Source organism: Sandaracinaceae bacterium, assembly GCA_020633055.1.
In the GTDB taxonomy this organism is placed as follows: Bacteria; Myxococcota_A; Polyangia; order Polyangiales; family Houyiibacteriaceae; genus JADJJE01.
In genome coordinates this window covers 583,857-600,858 of record JACKEJ010000005.1, presented here as the reverse complement: position 1 = coordinate 600,858, position 17,002 = coordinate 583,857, and the positions used below count along the sequence as shown (strand labels likewise).

Here is a 17,002-nt window from a genome sequence, read left to right as displayed (position 1 = left end):
ACGTTCTACTTTTGCGGGGCTATGAGTTCACGCAAGTCATCCGGTCGCTCCCGCTCCGCCGCCCCTGATCCCGCGCTGCCTCCGTTGGTGGTGCAGAACCCGGAGAGCGAGCGCTGGGACGACACCGCCGAGCTGCTCGTGATCGGCTTCGGTGGCGCGGGCGCCTGCGCGGCGATCCAAGGGCGGGAGCTGGGGCTCGACGTGCTGGTGCTGGACCGCTTCCACGGCGGCGGCGCCACGGCCATCAGCGGCGGCGTCTTCTACTCGGGCGGTGGCACGCACATCCAGCGCGAGGCGGGCGTGGAGGACAGCGTCGACGAGATGGTGAAGTACCTCGCCATGGAGACGCAGGGCGTGGTCAGCGACGAGCTGCTGCGCGAGTTCTGCGAGGGCAGCGCGGACACCCTGCGCTGGCTGGAGCGCTACGGCGTGCCCTTCGAGGCGAGCCTGTGCCCCTTCAAGACGAGCTACCCGCTCGACAAGTACTACCTCTACTACTCGGGCAACGAAGGGCTGGCGCCGTTCAAGGAGAAGGCCAAGCCCGCGCCCCGTGGCCACCGCGCCAAGGGCAAGGGCCTGCCGGGGGCGTCGTTCTACGAACCCCTGCGCGACTCCGCCCTGCGCATCGGCACGCGCTGCATGACGGAGACGCGCGTGACGCGCCTGCTGACCGACAGCGACGGAACCGTGATCGGCGTCGAGGCCGAGCGCGTCGAGGGCCGCTGGGCGCGCGTCCACCGCGAGCTGCACAAGCGCGGCATCCAGATCGTCCCGTACAACCCCGGGCTGGCGAACAAGCTGCGCGAGCAGTGCTTCGAGATCGAGCGCACGCGCACCAAGACCGTCCGCCTGCGCGGCACCAAGGGCGTCGTGCTCGCCGCGGGCGGCTTCGTCTACAACCGCGAGATGATCGAGGAGCATGCGCCCGGCTACCGCAAGGGCATGCCGCTGGGCACGCCTGCCGACAACGGCAGCGGCATCCAGCTTGGGCAGAGCGTGGGCGGCGCCATCGACCGCATGGGCCGTGTCTCCGCGTGGCGCTTCATCAACCCGCCCATGGCGTTCGCGCACGGCTTCATCGTCAACAAGCAGGGGCAGCGCTACATCAACGAGATGCGCTACGGCGCCGCCATCGGCGAGGCCATGGTGGACGAGAACGAAGGCACCGCGCTGCTCGTCATCGACCAACACCTCAAGGACCTCGCGCGCGAGCAGAGCCGGCCGGGTGAGGCGCAGTGGTTCCAGCGGGCGCCCGCGCTCCTGAACCTGTGGTTCAACGCGAAGCGCGGGGAGACCATCGAGGACCTCGCGCGCGTGCTCAAGGTCCCGCCTGACGCGCTGCGCGCCACACTCGACGCCTACAACCGCTCGGCCGAGAGCGGCCAGTCGGACGAGTTCGGCAAGACCCCCGACACCATGCGATCGATGCAGCGCGGACCGTACTACGGCATCGACTGCTCCGTGCACAGCAAGCGCTTCCCGTGCCCCACGCTGACGCTCGGCGGGCTCGTTGTCGAAGAGCAAAGCGGTCTGGTCAAGCGCGCGGATGGGAGCACGGTCAAGGGCCTCTACGCGGCCGGTCGCACGGCGGTGGGCATCTGCTCACGTCAGTACGTGAGCGGTCTCAGCATCGCCGACTGCGTGTTCTCGGGCCGCCGCGCCGCGCGCCACGCTGCGGCCTGAGCGGCCTCCGCGCGTCGACGGGGAGTCCTCTCGTCGGCGCGGTCACCGCTTGCAGCTCGCAACAGCCCGAACGGGGGCGCTCGGCGTCCTCCGTGACCCGGCTCGCTCAGGGGTCGAACTCCGCATCCTCCGCCTCGTCTTCGTCGCTCGAGGGCGTCTCGTACTCGAGTGACGATGGACCGAGGCGCGCGACGGCTTCCTCGCAGTACTGCCGGTAGCTCGCGACCTCGAGCTCGCCCACGCCCGCTAGCAGGCAGCGTTCGAACGCGCGCCGCGCCTGCTCCAACAAGAACTCGATCCGCGCGGGCGGCGCCGCCCGCACGTCCGCGCGGGGGTTGCCGGGCGTCGGGATGCGCACGCCGCGCAGCTGCAGCGCGGTGTCTTCGTACAGGTACCCCACCAAGGCTGCGGCGATCAGGTGCTCCTCCAGTTCACCCGCCCGCAGCGCACGCAGCTCGATCCGGCACGAGGCGAGGATGTCGCTGCGCAGCTCGATCCAGGGAACCAACACGTCGCTGGCCCACACTTCGACGGCGGCGCGCGATGCCCCGTCAGGCACCGGCACGAGGGGCGACTCGCTGGCCAGCAGCACGAGGCGGTACACCCGCTGGAAGCGCGCCGTGGTGCTGCCGAGGCGCATCGGCAGGTAGGGCATGTCCGCGATGCCCGGGCTCTCGCTGGCTTCTTCCTCGGCGCCGGCCGTGTACGGGCGTGGTGTCGCGCCGGTGCCTGCGGACGTGGACGCCGAGTCTCTCTCGGAGCCGCCACAACCCACGAGGAGGCCGCCGAACGCGACGAGCCACAGCGTCCATGCCCAGCAGCCCCGGGACCGTGAACGGTACACACCGGACCCTTCCCGGTGTGACGCGCGCGCGTGGCTTCGCTCGGCAGCGCCACGCCAGAACGAGCGACGCGCCCGGCGGCAGGTGCCACGGGGCGCGTCGTTCTGATGAGCTCTGATCAAGCGCCTCAGCGGGCCGCAGACGCCATCTCGTGCGCCTTGATGCGGGCCTCGGCCCAGTCGCGGTCGCGCGCCAGCTCGGCGTACTCGGAGCCCTCGTGGCGGTCCTGGAACGCGCGCAGCGCCTCGTTGGCCGTGGTGTACTCCGCCTTCGCCACCGAGACGTCGATCTCCTCGGGCGTGGCGATCATGTCCGTGAGCAGCAGCACCTTCTCGGGGCCGGCTTCGACGAAGCCGGGCCCGATGGCCGCCACGTGCTTCTTGCCGTTGGCGACGTACTCCAGCACGCCGCAGCGCAGCGCCGCGAGCAGGGGAAGGTGGCCCGGCAGGACGCCGAACTCACCACGCACGCTGGGAGCCGCGACGGAGGCCGCCTCGGTCTTCAGCGCGAGCCCGGTGGGCGTAGCCACCTCGAGGTTCAGTACGGCGGCCACGGGTCAGTCCTTGCTGCGCTTGTTGTACGCCTCGAGGACGTCGTCGATGCCGCCCTTGAGGTAGAAGTCCTGCTCGGGGATGTGGTCGTACTTGCCGCCCAGGATCTCCTCGAAGCTGCGGATGGTGTCCTCGAGCGACACCAGCTTACCGGCCAGACCGGTGAACTGCTGCGCCACGAAGAAGGGCTGCGACAGGAAGCGCTGGATCTTGCGGGCGCGGTCGACCGTCATGCGGTCGTCCTCGCTCAGCTCGTCCATGCCGAGGATGGCGATGATGTCCTGCAGGTCCTTGTACTTCTGCAGGGTCTCCTGCACGCCGCGGGCGACGTTGTAGTGACGCTCGCCGAGGATGGACGGGTCCAGCATGGTGGAGGACGAGTCGAGCGGGTCCACGGCGGGGTAGATGCCGATGGCCGCGATCTCGCGCGAGAGCACCGTCGTGGCGTCCAAGTGCGCGAAGGTGGTCGCGGGGGCCGGGTCGGTGAGGTCGTCGGCGGGCACGTACACGGCCTGCACGGACGTGATGGAGCCCTTCGTGGTGGACGTGATGCGCTCCTGCATGGAGCCCATCTCGGTGGCCAGCGTGGGCTGGTAACCGACGGCGGAGGGGATGCGGCCGAGGAGGGCGGACACCTCGGAGCCGGCCTGCGTGAAGCGGAAGATGTTGTCGACGAAGAGGAGCACGTCCTGGCCCTCCTCGTCGCGGAAGTGCTCGGCCACCGTGAGGGCCGAGAGGGCCACGCGGGCGCGCGCGCCGGGTGGCTCGTTCATCTGGCCGTAGACCAGGGCGGCCTTCGAGAGCACGGGCTCGCCGGAGTCGAGCAGCGACTCCTTCATCTCGAGCAGGAGGTCGTTGCCTTCGCGGGTGCGCTCACCGACGCCCGCGAAGCAGGACACGCCGCCGTGGCCCTTCGCCACGTTGTTGATGAGCTCCATGATGAGCACGGTCTTGCCCACCCCGGCGCCGCCGAAGAGGCCGATCTTGCCGCCGCGCTTGTAGGGGGCGAGGAGGTCGATGACCTTGATGCCGGTCTCGAAGATCTCGACCTGGGTGCTCTGCTCCACGAAGGCGGGCGCCTCGCGGTGGATGGGCGAGCGCTTCTCCGCGTTGACCGGGCCGGCCTCGTCCACCGGCTCGCCGATGACGTTGAGGATGCGGCCGAGGCACTCCTTGCCCACGGGCACCGTGATGGGGCCACCCGTGTTGCGGACGTCCATGCCGCGCACGAGGCCGTCGGTGGAGTCCATGGCCACCGTGCGGACGGTGCCCTCGCCGAGGTGCTGCGCGACCTCGAGGGTGAGGTTCCAGCTCTTGTCGGAGATGGCGGGGTTGGTCACCTGGACCGCGGTGAGGATCTCCGGGAGCGCCCCGGCGGGGAACTCGACGTCGACGACGGGACCGATGACCTGCGTGATGCGTCCGTTCTGAAGGTCTGCCATGGGATTTACCTGGTACGTCCTATTCGAGGAGGGGGCTTGCGTCCGCCGTGCGGTCCGACGCGGGGCCGTGGGCTGGTCCAGCTGCGCCGAACCGAAGGGAGAGATGCTGAGGCGGGGCCGTGGGCCCTCCGCGAGCGCGCCGCATCTAGCACGCGTGCTCTGGGTGGTCAACGGCGAGAGGTTCGAGCGGGGGGAGCTGGCAGCTGTCCTCAAGAGGTGACTTTTTTCAGATCCTCTCTTGTGGCCGCTGCGTCTGATGGCCTAGGGTCCCTTGTTCAGACAGTCCAGACAGGGGCGTAACTGTACGAAACATGCGCCATTCGCCAAAAATGCTTGCGGTTTTCACCCTGCCAGATGACAATGCCTCCAAAGGTTTCGTCCCTCGGGGGAATCGAAGCACCGAGATTCATGGCTGACCCATCGCCCAAAACGTCGTCGAACACCGACACTCTCATCGGCCGAGTCATCAATGACCGCTTCGAGATCCTCGACCTGATCGCGCGGGGCGGCATGGGTCGTGTGTACCGTGCGCAGCAGCGACCGCTCGGGCGCCAGGTCGCGCTGAAGATCCTCGACCCGCGCTACAAGGGCGACGAAGACCCCGAGTTCCAGACACGCTTCTTTCTCGAGGCGTCGACGGCCGCGAAGCTCTCGCACCCGAACACGGTCACCGTCTTCGACTACGGTAAGACCACCGACGACATCTACTTCATCGTCATGGAGCTGGTGGAGGGCCGCACGCTCTCCGCGCTGCTCAAGGAGCTGGGGCCGATCGCCCCCGATCGCGCCATCAACATCGCGGTCCAGATCGCCCGCTCGGTGCGCGAGGCGCACGGGCTCGGCGTCATCCACCGCGATCTGAAGCCAGCCAACGTCCTGCTCACGCGCCACGGCGACGAAGAGGACTTCGTGAAGGTGCTGGACTTCGGTCTGGTGAAGGACGTCGAGGCCAACGAAGAGCTCACGCAGGCCGGCCTCTTCATGGGCTCGCCCAAGTACATGTCGCCCGAGCAGATTCAGGGCGGCGACGTGGACGCGCGCACGGACGTGTATGCGCTCGGCGTCATCCTCTACCTGATGCTCTGCGGCCGCGTGCCCTTCGACCGGGACAACCAGGTCCAGATCCTCATGGCGCACATGCGTGAGGCCGTGCCGCCCATGGTGCGCGACGACGGCGTGGCCGTGCCGCCTGCGCTCGAGGCGGTCGTCATGAACTGCCTCGAGAAAGACGCAAACAACCGCTACTCGGACATGAACGAGTTGGTGGCGGCGCTCAAGGGCGCCAGCGGCCAGATGGGCAATCCGCTGAACACCAGCGGCAACTACGCGCTCTCCGGCGCGTTCGATCTCAGCGGCATGCGCGCGACGCCGGGCATCACTCCGAACGGCACGCCCGGCCAGGGCTTCCCTTCGGCGAGCCCGAGCAGCGGCTTCGCTGCGGCGAGTGGCTCGCTCCACGTCGGCATGGAAGCAGACGCCGAGCCCGAGCCCAAGGGCGGCTCGGCGAAGTGGATCGTGCTGTTGTTGCTGCTGGCTCTCGGCGGAGGCGCTGCGGCGGCGGTGCTGAGCAGCCAGGACACGGTCGCGGCCACCACGCAGACCACGCCCACCACGCCGCCCGAGGCCAACCCGGTCGGAGCGCAGGCCCCCAGCTCGGAGCCTGCGGCGGACGCGCCGCCCGCCGCCGAGGTGGAAGAGGCCCCGCTCGCGAGCGTCGTCGTGGATCTTCGCTCGGACCCGCCCGGTGCGACGGTGCTTCTGGGCAGCCGGGCCCTCGGGGTCACCCCCACGCAGCGCGAGCTGGTGGGTGAAGACGCCGAGCGCGGCCGCGAGCTCACGTTCACGTTCCAGAAGTCCGGGTACGACGTGCAGAACTCGGTACGCGTCGTCACGGGCGAGCCGAACATGCTCGTGGAGGTCACCCTGCAGCGCACGCAGGTCATCCGGCGCCCCACGCGCACCGGCTCCGACTCCTCGTCGACCATGACGTCGACGACGATGGTCGACGGTCCGGCGGTGCGCCAGAGCGGCTACCACGACTCCCCATACTGACCCTTTGGGAAGAGGGCTTGCGTGCGTCTCGCGCGCCACTACCACACGGCGTTTGACGGCGGCTCTGCCGCTACGTAGGGTGCGCTCCGATCGATGGCCGACACCGACCTCACAGGGCTCTCGGAGATCAACGCGCTCCTCGGCGCCGGAACCGAGTACGAAGGCAAGCTCGTCTTCCAGGGGCGAGTGCGCGTCGATGGTCGCTTCGTGGGCGAGATCCTCGGGAGCGACGTCCTCATCCTCGGCGCGACGGCAGACGTCCACGCCCACGTGGAGGTGGGGTCGCTGATCGTCCTCGGAGGCGCCTTGCATGGCGATGTGGTGGCGCGTCGCGTCGTGGAGCTGCACGCGCCCGGTGCGGTGCACGGGGACATTCAGACCCCTCAGCTGTTCATCGACAAGGGCGCTACGTTCACGGGGCAGTGCCGCATGGGGGAGGGCTCGACCGAGGTCCACGAGCTGACCCCCGAGCCCCGCGTGGGTGGACTTGGTGGGAAGGTGCTCGCCAGCGCCGATGCCCAGCCTCTTCGCCAGCCGCCTCTCGCCGCCGGTCCGACCGACGCGCTGCACGAAGGCGATGGAGGCGCGCCCGACGAGGTTCGAGGGGAGGCGCCGCCGGCAGTGTCGGAGGCGGAGCCGGAGAGCGCGCCGGACGACGATCCGTTCGTGCGGGCTCCGAGCGACGACTCTCCCGGCTGAGGTGGGGCTGCAGCGGCGGGATCAGCCCACGCTCGCGACGCGCTGACGCAGCGCACGGATCGTGCGGCGGGCGGCCTTGACGTTCTCGGCGGTGAACACCGACGCTGGCAGCGGCAGGTCGGGGTCCACGAGGATGCGGAACTCCACCATGGTGTGCGTCGCGTCGATGGGTGTCACCTCCCACAGAGCGTGGAACATGTCCACGTTGCCATCGGTCATGGTCGCTTCGATGATGCGCGTGTCACCCCGGTTGGGACGCGCACGGATGCGCAGCTGAGCCCAGAGCGTCGCGGTGTTGCGCATGACATTGACCTCGACGTACACCATGGCAGCCGACCCACGCCTCGAGAGGACGCGCGACGCAGCGAAGTGGGGCAGGAACCTCGCGTAGTTCGCGTAGTCCTCGATGACGCCCATCACTGTGTCCACCGGGTGTGCGACCACCCCGCGGCCAGTGCCCCACTCCACCGACGTGCCGGACTGACTCTGCTGGCCAGTCACGATCTCCTCGCCGGTTTGCGCGGAAGCTGTCGCGGACGCGCCCAGGGCGAGCGTGAGGGCGAGCATGGCAGAAACGGACGTGCGGGACATGGGCAGGCCTCCGAGAGGTGGTGAGAGAACGGGGAACCTCGAACTTCCCCTCGACGCAGGGGGCGCGGCGGACATTCACCCGTGGCATACAAGTCCCGCGCCAAGCTCTGTCGCACATCACCCTAACAGCGTTGCAGCGTGGATACAGCAGGGTCGGCGCACAACGGCGAACAACGCAGCGGCGAGCCTGTCCAGCGGTACGCGATCCGTGGGTCGCACGCCGTGACCGATGGTTCACAGCCGGCGTCAGGGCGCCGTCGACTTCGGAGATCGGCACCCACGCGCGCCTGCCCGACGACGCAGGAGTCGAATTGCTCATGAAACAAGGCTTCCGGCCGGCGCGCGCGGCACGCCCGCGCTTGACTCACCCAGGGGGCGCTGCTACGTACGCGCGCGCCGTGGTCAGGCCATCCCTTGCCTTGTCTGCCGCGTTGGCCCCACAGCCCCTGTGCCCGCCCACCCCAGCTTTGCTGCCGTGTGGCGCCCACTGAGCCACCCTCCTCGAGCACCCCGCTCGCCGCTCACCGAGAAGACTCCACCATGACCTTGCTGACGAGCACCCTCCTCTCCGGAGGCTCCATGATCGACCTGGACGCGACGCTCGTCGTCCAGATGGGGCTTTTCTTCGTCGCTCTCCTCGTGCTGCACACGCTCATCTTCAAGCCGCTGCTGAAGGTGTTCGAGGCGCGTGAAGAGGCCATCGACGGCGCCAAGGACGCCGCCCGCCAGTTCGAGGCGGACGCCGCGGGCGCCGGAACCGAGTTCGAGGAGAAGATGCGTGACATCCGCGTCAAGGCCGGCGAGGAGCGTGACCGCTTGCGCGCCGAAGGCTCGAAGCTCGAGGCTGGCATCCTCCAGTCGGTGCAGACCGAGACCCAGAAGCAGATGTCCGACGCGGACGCCCAGCTCACGGCCGAGGCCGCCAAGCTGCGCCGCGAGCTCCAGGCCCAGATCCCCGCGCTCGCCCGCACCATCGCCGGCAAGCTGCTGCAGCGAGAGGTCCAGTAATGAAGCGCCTCACCCAGGCTCTCTTCGCGTTCCTGATGCTCGCGCTCGTGGTGGCGCCGTCGGTGGGCGCCCAGCACCACGATGACGCCGAAGGCGCAGACGGCCACGTCGCGTCCTACGACGTGGAGGCCGAGATCGCCGCCGAGGCGCACGGCGGCCACGGCGGCCCAGTGACGCTCGACAGCATCGTCCACGGCGAGCAGTTCGGTGAGCTGCTCGGCTCCATCGTCAACTTCCTCATCCTCTTTGGCATCTTCGTCTGGGTCATCAAGACCAAGGTGAACCCTCAGCTGGCTGCCAAGCGGGAGGCCATGCAGGAGGCCATGGCCGAGGCGGCGCGTCTCAAGGCGGAGGCCGAAGCGAAGCAGAAGGAGTTCCAGGAGCGCCTTGCGCGCTTGGATGACGAGCTCGACACCATCCGGCACGAGATGGTCAAGGCCGGAGAGGCCGAGCGTGACCGCATCGTCGCCGAGGCGGAGAAGAAAGCCGCGCGTCTGCGCAAGGACACCGAGTTCGTCATCGCGCAGCGCTTCAAGCAGCTGCGCGAGGACCTCACGCGCGAAGCGGTCGAGTCCGCCCTGAGCGCCGCCGAGGCGGTGTTGCGCGAGAAGTCCACCGCGGCCGACCAGACGCGGCTGGCCGACGGCTACCTGACCCGACTGGCCGAGGTGGCCGCCGAGAGCGCCGCCCAGGAGAAGCAGGCGTGAGCAACGCAACCATCAGCCGCCGCTACGCCAAGGCGCTGCTCGAGCTGGCCGAAGAGGCCACGCAGACCCCCACCGTGCACAAGGCCCTTTCGGCCTTCGCCGAAGCGTGGAGCGCCAACGGCAGCCTGCGCGACCTGTTCGAGAACCCCTCGGTCACCAGCGAGTCGCGCCTGAAGGTGCTGGACCAGTTGGCCATGCGGGTCGCCGCGCCGCCCGTCCTGAAGAACACGCTCAAGCTACTGGCCGATCGCGGTCGCATGTCGCTCGTGCCCGAGCTCGCCGCCACGTTCAGCTTGTTGGCGCAGGGCGCCACGGGCCAGGTCGAGGCGGAGGTCACCACGGCCTCGGCCATGCCCGAGCCCTACTACGTCGAGCTCCAGAAGGTGCTCGAGAAGGTCACCGGCAAGAAGGTCGTCGTGGTTCGCAAGCAGGACCCCTCGATCATCGCCGGCGTCATCACGCGGGTCGGCGACAAGGTCTTCGACGGCAGCGTGCGCAATCGTCTCACCGAGCTCAAAGAGCAGCTCCTCGCTCACTAACCCCAGCCCAACGTCTACCCCGGTCGCGCCTTCCCGATCACTCGTCGGAGCGCCCCGGTCGCTCACCCTAGGGAGCCCCCAATGCAGCTTCGCGCGGAAGAAATCTCGAACATCATCAAGCAGCAGATCGCCAACTACGACAAGGCGGTCGACGTCGTGGAGACCGGCACGGTGCTCACCGTCGGTGACGGCATCGCGCGCATCCACGGCCTCGAGAGCGCGATGGCTGGCGAGCTCGTCGAGTTCCCCGGCGCGCTGATGGGCATGGTGCTCAACCTGGAGGCGGACAACGTTGGTGTCGCCATCCTCGGCAACTCGCGCAACGTCCGCGAGGGCGACACGGTCAAGCGCACCGGCCGCATCGTCGAGGTGCCCGTCGGCAAGGAGCTGGTCGGCCGCGTCGTGAACTCGCTCGGCCAGCCCATCGACGGCAAGGGCCCCATCGAGGCCAAGGAGACGCGCCGCATCGAGCTGAAGGCGCCCGGCATCATCGGCCGTCAGCCGGTGACCGAGCCCATGCAGACCGGCATCAAGGCCATCGACGCCATGGTGCCCGTCGGCCGCGGTCAGCGCGAGCTGATCATCGGCGACCGCCAGACGGGTAAGACCGCCGTCGCCATCGACGCGATCATCAACCAGAAGGGGCAGAACATGTTCTGCGTCTACGTGGCGATCGGTCAGAAGCAGTCGACCGTGTCGAACGTGGTCGAGAAGCTCCGCGCGCATGGCGCCCTCGAGTACACCATCGTCGTCGTGGCCGGCGCCTCCGAGGCGGCCCCGCTCCAGTTCATCGCGCCGTACACCGGTGTGACCATGGGCGAGTACTTCCGCGACAACGGCATGCACGCCCTCTGCATCTACGACGACCTCTCCAAGCAGGCCGTCGCCTACCGCGAGCTGTCGCTGCTCCTCCGCCGCCCGCCCGGCCGCGAGGCCTACCCGGGTGACGTCTTCTACGTCCACAGCCGCCTGCTCGAGCGCGCCGCCAAGATGGCCGAGGAGTGGACCGTGTGTGGCAAGGACGAAGAGCCCACCCGCAAGGGCGAGGTCTTCATGGGCGGCGAGGCCAAGCACGAGGCCGAGAAGGCCGCGAAGGAAGCGGGCGGAGACAAGGTCGCCAAGAAGCTCCCGGACTCGGGTGGGTCGCTCACGGCGCTCCCCATCATCGAGACGCAGGGTGGTGACGTGTCGGCCTACATCCCGACGAACGTCATCTCCATCACGGACGGTCAGATCTTCCTCGAGTCCGACCTCTTCAACTCCGGTGTGCGCCCCGCCATCAACGTTGGTATCTCGGTGTCGCGCGTCGGTGGTAACGCCCAGATCAAGGCCATGAAGCAGGTCGCCGGTACGCTGCGCCTCGAGCTCGCGCAGTTCCGCGCGATGCAGGCCTTCGCGCAGTTCGCGTCCGACCTCGACGCCGCCACCCAGCAGCAGCTGGCGCGCGGTGAGCGCCTGACCGAGCTGCTCAAGCAGGGTCAGTACCAGCCGGTCCCCGTGGCCGAGCAGGTCGTGGCCATCTTCGCGGGTACCCACGGCTACCTCGACAAGCTGCCGGTCGCGGCCATCAAGCGCTTCGAGTCCGAGTTCATCTCGTGGCTGAAGGCCGAGAAGAAGTCGATCATCGACACCATCAACAGCAAGGGCAAGATCGACGGCGACCTCGAGAAGGAGCTGGAAGGCGCTCTCGAGTCGTTCGCTGCCACGTTCGAGCCCGGAAAGAAGTAGGCCCTCATGGCGAACCTGAAAGAGATTCGCAAGCGGATCGGCACCGTCAAGAGCACGCAGAAGATCACGCGTGCGATGAAGCTGGTCGCCGCTGCGAGGCTCCGCAAGGCGCAGCAGGCCATCCAGGAGCTGCGCCCGTACGCCGTGAAGACCTACGAGGTCCTCAGCTCGGTCGCGGCGCGCACCACGGACGACGAGCCCGAGAAGCTGCACCCGCTGCTCCAGCGGCGTGAAGAGAAGAACGTCATGCTGGTGGTCGTCACCAGCGATCGCGGTCTCGCGGGCGCGTTCAACTCGAGTGTCACGAAGGCCACCGAGCGCCGCTGGCGCGAGCTGGAGGCGGCTGGCGTCAACGTCTGCTTCGCGGTCATCGGCCGCAAGGGCCGCGACTACCTGCGCCGGCGCAACGCGGACATCCGCCACGAGTTCACGGGGGTGTTCGAGAACCTCTCGGTGGACAAGGCCGGCGAGATCGGTCGCTTCATCATCAGCGAGTACACCAGCGAGAACCTGGACGCCTGCTACCTCGTCTACAACGAGTTCAAGAGCGCCATCTCGCAGGAGGTGCGCGTCGAGAGCCTGCTGCCCATCGTGCCGATGGACACCGACGCCGAGAGCGTGGGCGACTTCATCTACGAGCCCAGCAAGCCCGAGCTGCTGGACCGGCTGCTGCCCATGTACGTGGAGGTCGAGGTCTTCCGCGGCCTGCTCGAGTCCGTCGCCTCCGAGCACGGCGCGCGCATGACGGCCATGGACTCGGCCACGAACAACGCGTCGGACATGATCGACCGGCTCACCCTGCAGTACAACCGCGCCCGTCAGGCGGCCATCACCACCGAGCTGATGGAGATCATCGGCGGCGCCGAGGCCCTCAAGGGCTGACTCTGGCGCGCGGCTCTGGTATCACACCGGGTCTCGGGAACACTATGGCCACTCACTCCGACTCACTCGACACGCAGACCGTCGTCGTCTGGATCAACCAGGCGGCGGGGTTCGCGAAACGCGACAACTTCTACGAAGCGGCCGGGCGCATGCGCTTCGCCGCGGAGAAGATTGGCGCGGCGCTGGCTGCGGCAGACACGGCTGAGGAGCGCGCCCAGTGGACCGCGCTCCAGGGCCAGGTGCAGCGCCTGCAGGCGCACTATGCCGAGCAGTACGCTGCCTGGAACGGCAAGATCGCGGCGGGGCGTCAGGGCCGCACGGACGCGGCCGCCGACGAGATGTCGCGCCCGCTGCCCATCCCCGCGGACCAGTGAGCGAGGCGCTCCGCCCCCTGGTCGCGGCGGAGCAGCGCTGCTCGCTCGTGAGCGCCACCCAGCAGGAGCCCCTCCTGGGCACGGCGCCCGAGGCCAGCGCGTTCCTGTTGCTCGAGGTGCGTGGAGCATGGGCGTCCAAGATCCTCGCGAGTGAGCTGCCGGAGGACGTGCGCGCGTGGCTCCGGGCCGCAGACTCGCAGCACGCGGGCCTGCGCCTCCAATTCATCCGTGCGCCGCGGCGCACACTGGGGCCGCTCGCTTTGTACCTGTGCCGGGTGGGCGAGGGCTGTGCGCGCCTGCTGCTCGACCGGCTCGACGATCTGGTGCGGGTCGACCTCGACAGCTTCCTGCGGACGGGAACGCACCCAGGCGCCGAAGCGCTGACGGCACCCCTCACGCTGGTCTGCACGCACGGGCGCCGCGACGTGTGTTGTGCGCTGCTCGGGAATCCCGTGTTCGACGCGCTGACGGCCGCCGCGGGCGGCTGTGACGACGAGGTTCCACGGGTGTGGCAGGCGAGCCACCTGGGCGGGCACCGCTTCGCCCCCGTGGTGCTCAGCCTGCCCGATGGGCACTGCTACGGACGTGTCCGGCCCGAAGAAGCTGGCGCCTTCGTCGCGGCGCAGGCCGCTGGGCACATCCACCTGCCCACTCGTCTTCGCGGTCGCACGCTGGACCCGGCGTGGTTGCAGGCGGCCAGCGTCCAACTCCGCATCGACGACGATCTGCGCGCCCTCGACGCGCTCCTGCCGGGCGCGTCGCAGCGGGTCGAGGACGACGGGTCGGTCGTCATGCTGCGCACCTCGGCGGGGGACGTGCGCATGCGCGTCCAGCAAGAGACGCGCTCCGCGGCGCTGCGCCCCACCAGCTGCGGCGAGGCCCACACACCCACGACCCACTACCGCGCCACGCGACTCCCCTGACGCCGCCAACTCTGGCCCTAGAGCGCAGATCAGGATCGCCGCAAGATCCTGGCGCCATACGAAGGTTCGCAGGCAAGGCGCGGGAGCCGGGGTCACCCCCGTAGCTCACTCCTCGATGCGGATGAGCTGCGAGGGCGCGACCACCGCCTCGTGCCCCTCGATCACCTCGAGGGCGGCGCGCACGTTGCGCTCGGTGGCACGGTGCGTCAGCAGCACGACCGACACGGGCGTGTTGTCCGTGTCCTTGCTGCGTCGCCCACGACCCTCTTGGAACATCTGCTCGATGGACACGTCGTTCGCGCCCAACGCGCTGGTGATGGCGCCGAGAACGCCAGGGCGGTCCTCCACCGTCAGGCGCAGGTAGAAGCGGCCGCGGTGCTCGCCGATGTCACGTAGCTGCGCGTCCGAGAGGGCCACCTGGCGGAAGCCCCGGGCGGGCACGCGCGCGTGCGTGCAGCAGCCGATGTTGCGTGCCACGTCCAGCAGGTCTCCCGCGACACTGGTCGCGGTGGGCCCAGCGCCCGCGCCTGGGCCGCTGAGCAGGATGGGGCCCAGCAGCGCCCCTTCGATGGCCACGGCGTTGAGCGCGCCGTGTACAGTGGCCAGCGTCGCCTCGACGGGCACCAGGGCAGGGTGCACACGCAGATCCAGTGCGTCGCCGGCCACACGTGCGACCGCCAGCGGCTTGATGATGAAGCCGAGGCGCTGCGCGAAGGCGATGTCGGTCGTGGTCACACGGTCGATGCCCTCGGTCGGGACCTGATCGGCCGCCACACGCTGACCGAAGGCGAGGGTCGCGAGGATCGCGATCTTGTGGCACGCGTCGCCGCCGCCGACGTCGAGCGTCGGATCGGCCTCCGCGTATCCCGCCGCTTGCGCCTCGGCCAGCGCGTCGGCGAACGACAGCGACTCCGAGGTCATGCGCGACAGGATGTAGTTGCTGGTCCCGTTCACGATGCCGCGGATGGCGAGGATGCGCTCCGACGCGAGCGCCTCGCGCAGGACGCGGATGACGGGGATGCCGCCGGCGACGGCCGCCTCGTAGTAGACGTCCACGCCCTTCTCTTCGGCGAGGTTCCAGATCTCGGCGCCGCGCTCGGCCAACAGCGCCTTGTTCGCCGTGACCACGTGCTTGCCCGCGAGGATGGCGGTGTGCACGACCTCGTAGGCCTTCTCGACGCCACCCATGACCTCGACGACTACCTGGACGGTGGGGTCGTTCACCACCTCGAGGGGATCGGTCGTCAGTCGATCGCGGGCCACCAAGTCGCTGCGCACGGCCGAGGTGTCGCGGACCGCGATGCGACGCACCTCGAGGGGCATGCCCAAGCGGCCCTCGATGGCCGCCGCGTTGTCCCTCAACACCTGGAGGAGCCCAGTGCCCACGACACCGCAGCCCACGAGACCGATTCCGATCGACTTGCTCATCGCGGCCGACCGTAGCAGCCCTAGGTACCGTACGCACCGTGGCGAGGAAATGCACCGCCGACGACCAGCCCGACGATGCCCCCCGTCAAGGCGCCGCCGCCCGCGCTGGCCGCGAAGCTGAAGCCGTGAGAGGCCGCGGTGGGAACGAACTGCTCGACGAAGAGCGTCGCCACCAGCCCCGCGCACCAGCCCAGCGCGCTGTGCAGCACGAACTGCGGAGGGTAGGGCGTCAGCACCCGACGCTGAAGCGCCCCGAGGATCGTCCCGAGCCCTGCACCGGCGAGGATCGCGACGAGGAGATTGAGGCCCGGTGACGTCTGGACGGAGGGCTCGAGGGCCTCGAGCAGCATGACCAGAACCCACGCGATGCCCATGCCGAGCGTCGTGGCCCCTGCGTAAGCAACAACGCGCGTGTGGCCATCGCGCTGCAGCACGAGCCCCTGGGCGACCCCCAGCAGGAGCCCCTCGATCAGGCCGCCGACGACACCCAGCAAGGGCAGCAGGTACGCGGCCGTCGTGCCGGGCTCCACCTGCGCGCTGGCCACCAGCACGCTCAGGCCTCGCGTCACCACCAGCCCCAGCGCTTCGGCCACGGCGGTGGCGAGCACCAAGGCGGGCAGGAGGGGGAGGGGGTGCGCGGCCATGCCGGGTTATACCCGCTCGTGGCGCCCACGCATTCCGCAACCGCCCGGCCGGCGCACAGGCGCGAGGTGGATCTGGCGCCGTCGGTGGCCGCAGGTCCGCCCCAGCGCCGCTGGGCGGGCGACACGTGCCGCACGAACGGCGAGGGTCCTCTCCATCAGTCGTCGCGCCACCAGGGGAGGCGTCGGGGAGCGTCCCTCCAGCGCCCAGTCGGGATGGGCTGCGCCCGCGTCACAGGGCCCACGTAGCGGTACGCCCAGGCCCAGCGCGGGCCCCTCTGCGTGCGCACCGACACCACAACCCGCACATACTCCGTGGGGACAACGGCGTATCCAACGAAGTCCTCGATGGGATCGAGCACGGACAGCACCGAGGCCATCCGCGCCGCCGTGCCGACGGAATACAGCTCGCCCGCGACCCGGCCCGGCGCCGCGAGCAGGCCAGGCCACGCGCCGAGATGCACCAGCTGCCCGTCGACCGCGCTCGTCTCGGGCACGACGCCCGCCAGCAAGTCGCGCAGCGGCTCCTCGCGCTCCTCGCCCCGCATCAGCGTCCCGTAGACGAACACGGCCTCCGGAAAGAGGGACGCCCCGGCGGTGCGCGGTGGCTGGCTCGGGCGTTCGGGTTGCACCGCCACCACGCGTCCGTCGGGGTGGACCGCGTGGCGCATCGCCCCGTGGTGCGTTCGTGGGCCGGCCACCACGCCCGGCGCGGTGCCCTGCACACGACCAGGGATGGCCGCGCCCAGCATCGAAACAAACACGTCAGAGCGCTCGGTGGACAGGGTGCAGTCCGCGAGGAACACGAGACCCGCGTCATCGTGGCGTGGCGGGCCGTCAACCAGCGGAGCGAAGCGAGGCAGAGCGCTGGTCTCGGCGGGGGACACGCGCTGAGGGATAGCACGCGAAGCG

At 69.4% G+C, this 17,002-nt stretch carries 17 protein-coding genes; 10 read left to right on the top strand and 7 right to left on the bottom strand.

Annotated features, from left to right (window positions below; genetic code table 11):
* The first annotated feature begins 21 nt into the window (after window positions 1–21).
* Complete coding sequence (locus tag H6726_07350) at window positions 22–1,683, top strand: FAD-binding protein (protein ID MCB9657451.1); 1,662 nt, start codon at window positions 22–24, stop codon at window positions 1,681–1,683.
* A gap of 106 nt (window positions 1,684–1,789) precedes the next feature.
* Here the strand turns inward: H6726_07350 and H6726_07345 are convergent, their stop codons facing one another.
* From H6726_07345 to atpD, 3 genes are all read right to left on the bottom strand, one after another.
* Window positions 1,790–2,527: a hypothetical protein gene (locus tag H6726_07345; protein ID MCB9657450.1), complete on the bottom strand. Its 738-nt coding sequence runs from the start codon at window positions 2,525–2,527 to the stop codon at window positions 1,790–1,792.
* Between the two features lie 125 nt (window positions 2,528–2,652).
* Window positions 2,653–3,078 (bottom strand): ATP synthase F1 subunit epsilon, encoded by a 426-nt coding sequence (gene atpC / locus H6726_07340; GenBank protein ID MCB9657449.1) that lies wholly within the window; start codon window positions 3,076–3,078, stop codon window positions 2,653–2,655.
* Window positions 3,079–3,081: 3 nt separating this feature from the next.
* Window positions 3,082–4,518: a F0F1 ATP synthase subunit beta gene (atpD, locus tag H6726_07335; GenBank protein MCB9657448.1), complete on the bottom strand. Its 1,437-nt coding sequence runs from the start codon at window positions 4,516–4,518 to the stop codon at window positions 3,082–3,084.
* 408 nt (window positions 4,519–4,926) lie between these two features.
* Between atpD and H6726_07330 the strand changes: the two genes are divergently transcribed.
* Window positions 4,927–6,570, top strand: a complete 1,644-nt coding sequence (locus tag H6726_07330; protein MCB9657447.1) for a serine/threonine protein kinase — start codon at window positions 4,927–4,929, stop codon at window positions 6,568–6,570.
* A 93-nt stretch (window positions 6,571–6,663) separates the two neighbouring features.
* Window positions 6,664–7,269 carry a polymer-forming cytoskeletal protein gene (locus tag H6726_07325; GenBank protein MCB9657446.1) on the top strand — a complete coding sequence of 202 codons (606 nt, stop codon included), beginning with the start codon at window positions 6,664–6,666 and terminating at the stop codon, window positions 7,267–7,269.
* A gap of 21 nt (window positions 7,270–7,290) precedes the next feature.
* Here the strand turns inward: H6726_07325 and H6726_07320 are convergent, their stop codons facing one another.
* On the bottom strand, window positions 7,291–7,860 hold the full coding sequence (locus H6726_07320; GenBank protein ID MCB9657445.1) for an SRPBCC family protein: 570 nt from the start codon (window positions 7,858–7,860) through the stop codon (window positions 7,291–7,293).
* 540 nt (window positions 7,861–8,400) lie between these two features.
* Between H6726_07320 and H6726_07315 the strand changes: the two genes are divergently transcribed.
* The 7 genes from H6726_07315 (at window position 8,401) to H6726_07285 (ending at window position 14,021) form a co-directional block, all read left to right on the top strand.
* Entirely contained in the window at window positions 8,401–8,868 is a 468-nt protein-coding gene (locus tag H6726_07315) for a H(+)-transporting ATPase (GenBank protein MCB9657444.1), read from the top strand.
* Window positions 8,868–9,575 carry an ATP synthase F0 subunit B gene (locus tag H6726_07310; protein ID MCB9657443.1) on the top strand — a complete coding sequence of 236 codons (708 nt, stop codon included), beginning with the start codon at window positions 8,868–8,870 and terminating at the stop codon, window positions 9,573–9,575. Before H6726_07315 ends, H6726_07310 begins: the two co-directional genes overlap by 1 nt.
* Window positions 9,572–10,114: a F0F1 ATP synthase subunit delta gene (locus H6726_07305; GenBank protein ID MCB9657442.1), complete on the top strand. Its 543-nt coding sequence runs from the start codon at window positions 9,572–9,574 to the stop codon at window positions 10,112–10,114. Before H6726_07310 ends, H6726_07305 begins: the two co-directional genes overlap by 4 nt.
* Before the next feature lie 81 nt (window positions 10,115–10,195).
* The gene (locus H6726_07300; protein ID MCB9657441.1) at window positions 10,196–11,842 is read left to right on the top strand and encodes a F0F1 ATP synthase subunit alpha; all 1,647 of its coding nucleotides are present in this window, start codon (window positions 10,196–10,198) and stop codon (window positions 11,840–11,842) included.
* A gap of 6 nt (window positions 11,843–11,848) precedes the next feature.
* Window positions 11,849–12,724: an ATP synthase F1 subunit gamma gene (gene atpG / locus H6726_07295; GenBank protein ID MCB9657440.1), complete on the top strand. Its 876-nt coding sequence runs from the start codon at window positions 11,849–11,851 to the stop codon at window positions 12,722–12,724.
* A 44-nt stretch (window positions 12,725–12,768) separates the two neighbouring features.
* Window positions 12,769–13,098, top strand: coding sequence for a hypothetical protein (locus H6726_07290; protein MCB9657439.1), 330 nt, complete (start codon window positions 12,769–12,771; stop codon window positions 13,096–13,098).
* The gene (locus H6726_07285) at window positions 13,095–14,021 is read left to right on the top strand and encodes a hypothetical protein (GenBank protein MCB9657438.1); all 927 of its coding nucleotides are present in this window, start codon (window positions 13,095–13,097) and stop codon (window positions 14,019–14,021) included. Before H6726_07290 ends, H6726_07285 begins: the two co-directional genes overlap by 4 nt.
* 105 nt (window positions 14,022–14,126) lie before the next feature.
* Here the strand turns inward: H6726_07285 and H6726_07280 are convergent, their stop codons facing one another.
* From H6726_07280 to H6726_07270, 3 genes are all read right to left on the bottom strand, one after another.
* Window positions 14,127–15,449, bottom strand: a complete 1,323-nt coding sequence (locus H6726_07280) for a homoserine dehydrogenase (GenBank protein ID MCB9657437.1) — start codon at window positions 15,447–15,449, stop codon at window positions 14,127–14,129.
* Between the two features lie 20 nt (window positions 15,450–15,469).
* A complete protein-coding gene (locus H6726_07275) occupies window positions 15,470–16,093 on the bottom strand; it encodes a hypothetical protein (protein ID MCB9657436.1) in 624 nt (207 codons plus the stop codon).
* Window positions 16,094–16,248: 155 nt separating this feature from the next.
* Entirely contained in the window at window positions 16,249–16,977 is a 729-nt protein-coding gene (locus tag H6726_07270; protein ID MCB9657435.1) for a gamma-glutamylcyclotransferase, read from the bottom strand.
* Between the last annotated feature and the right edge of the window lie 25 nt (window positions 16,978–17,002).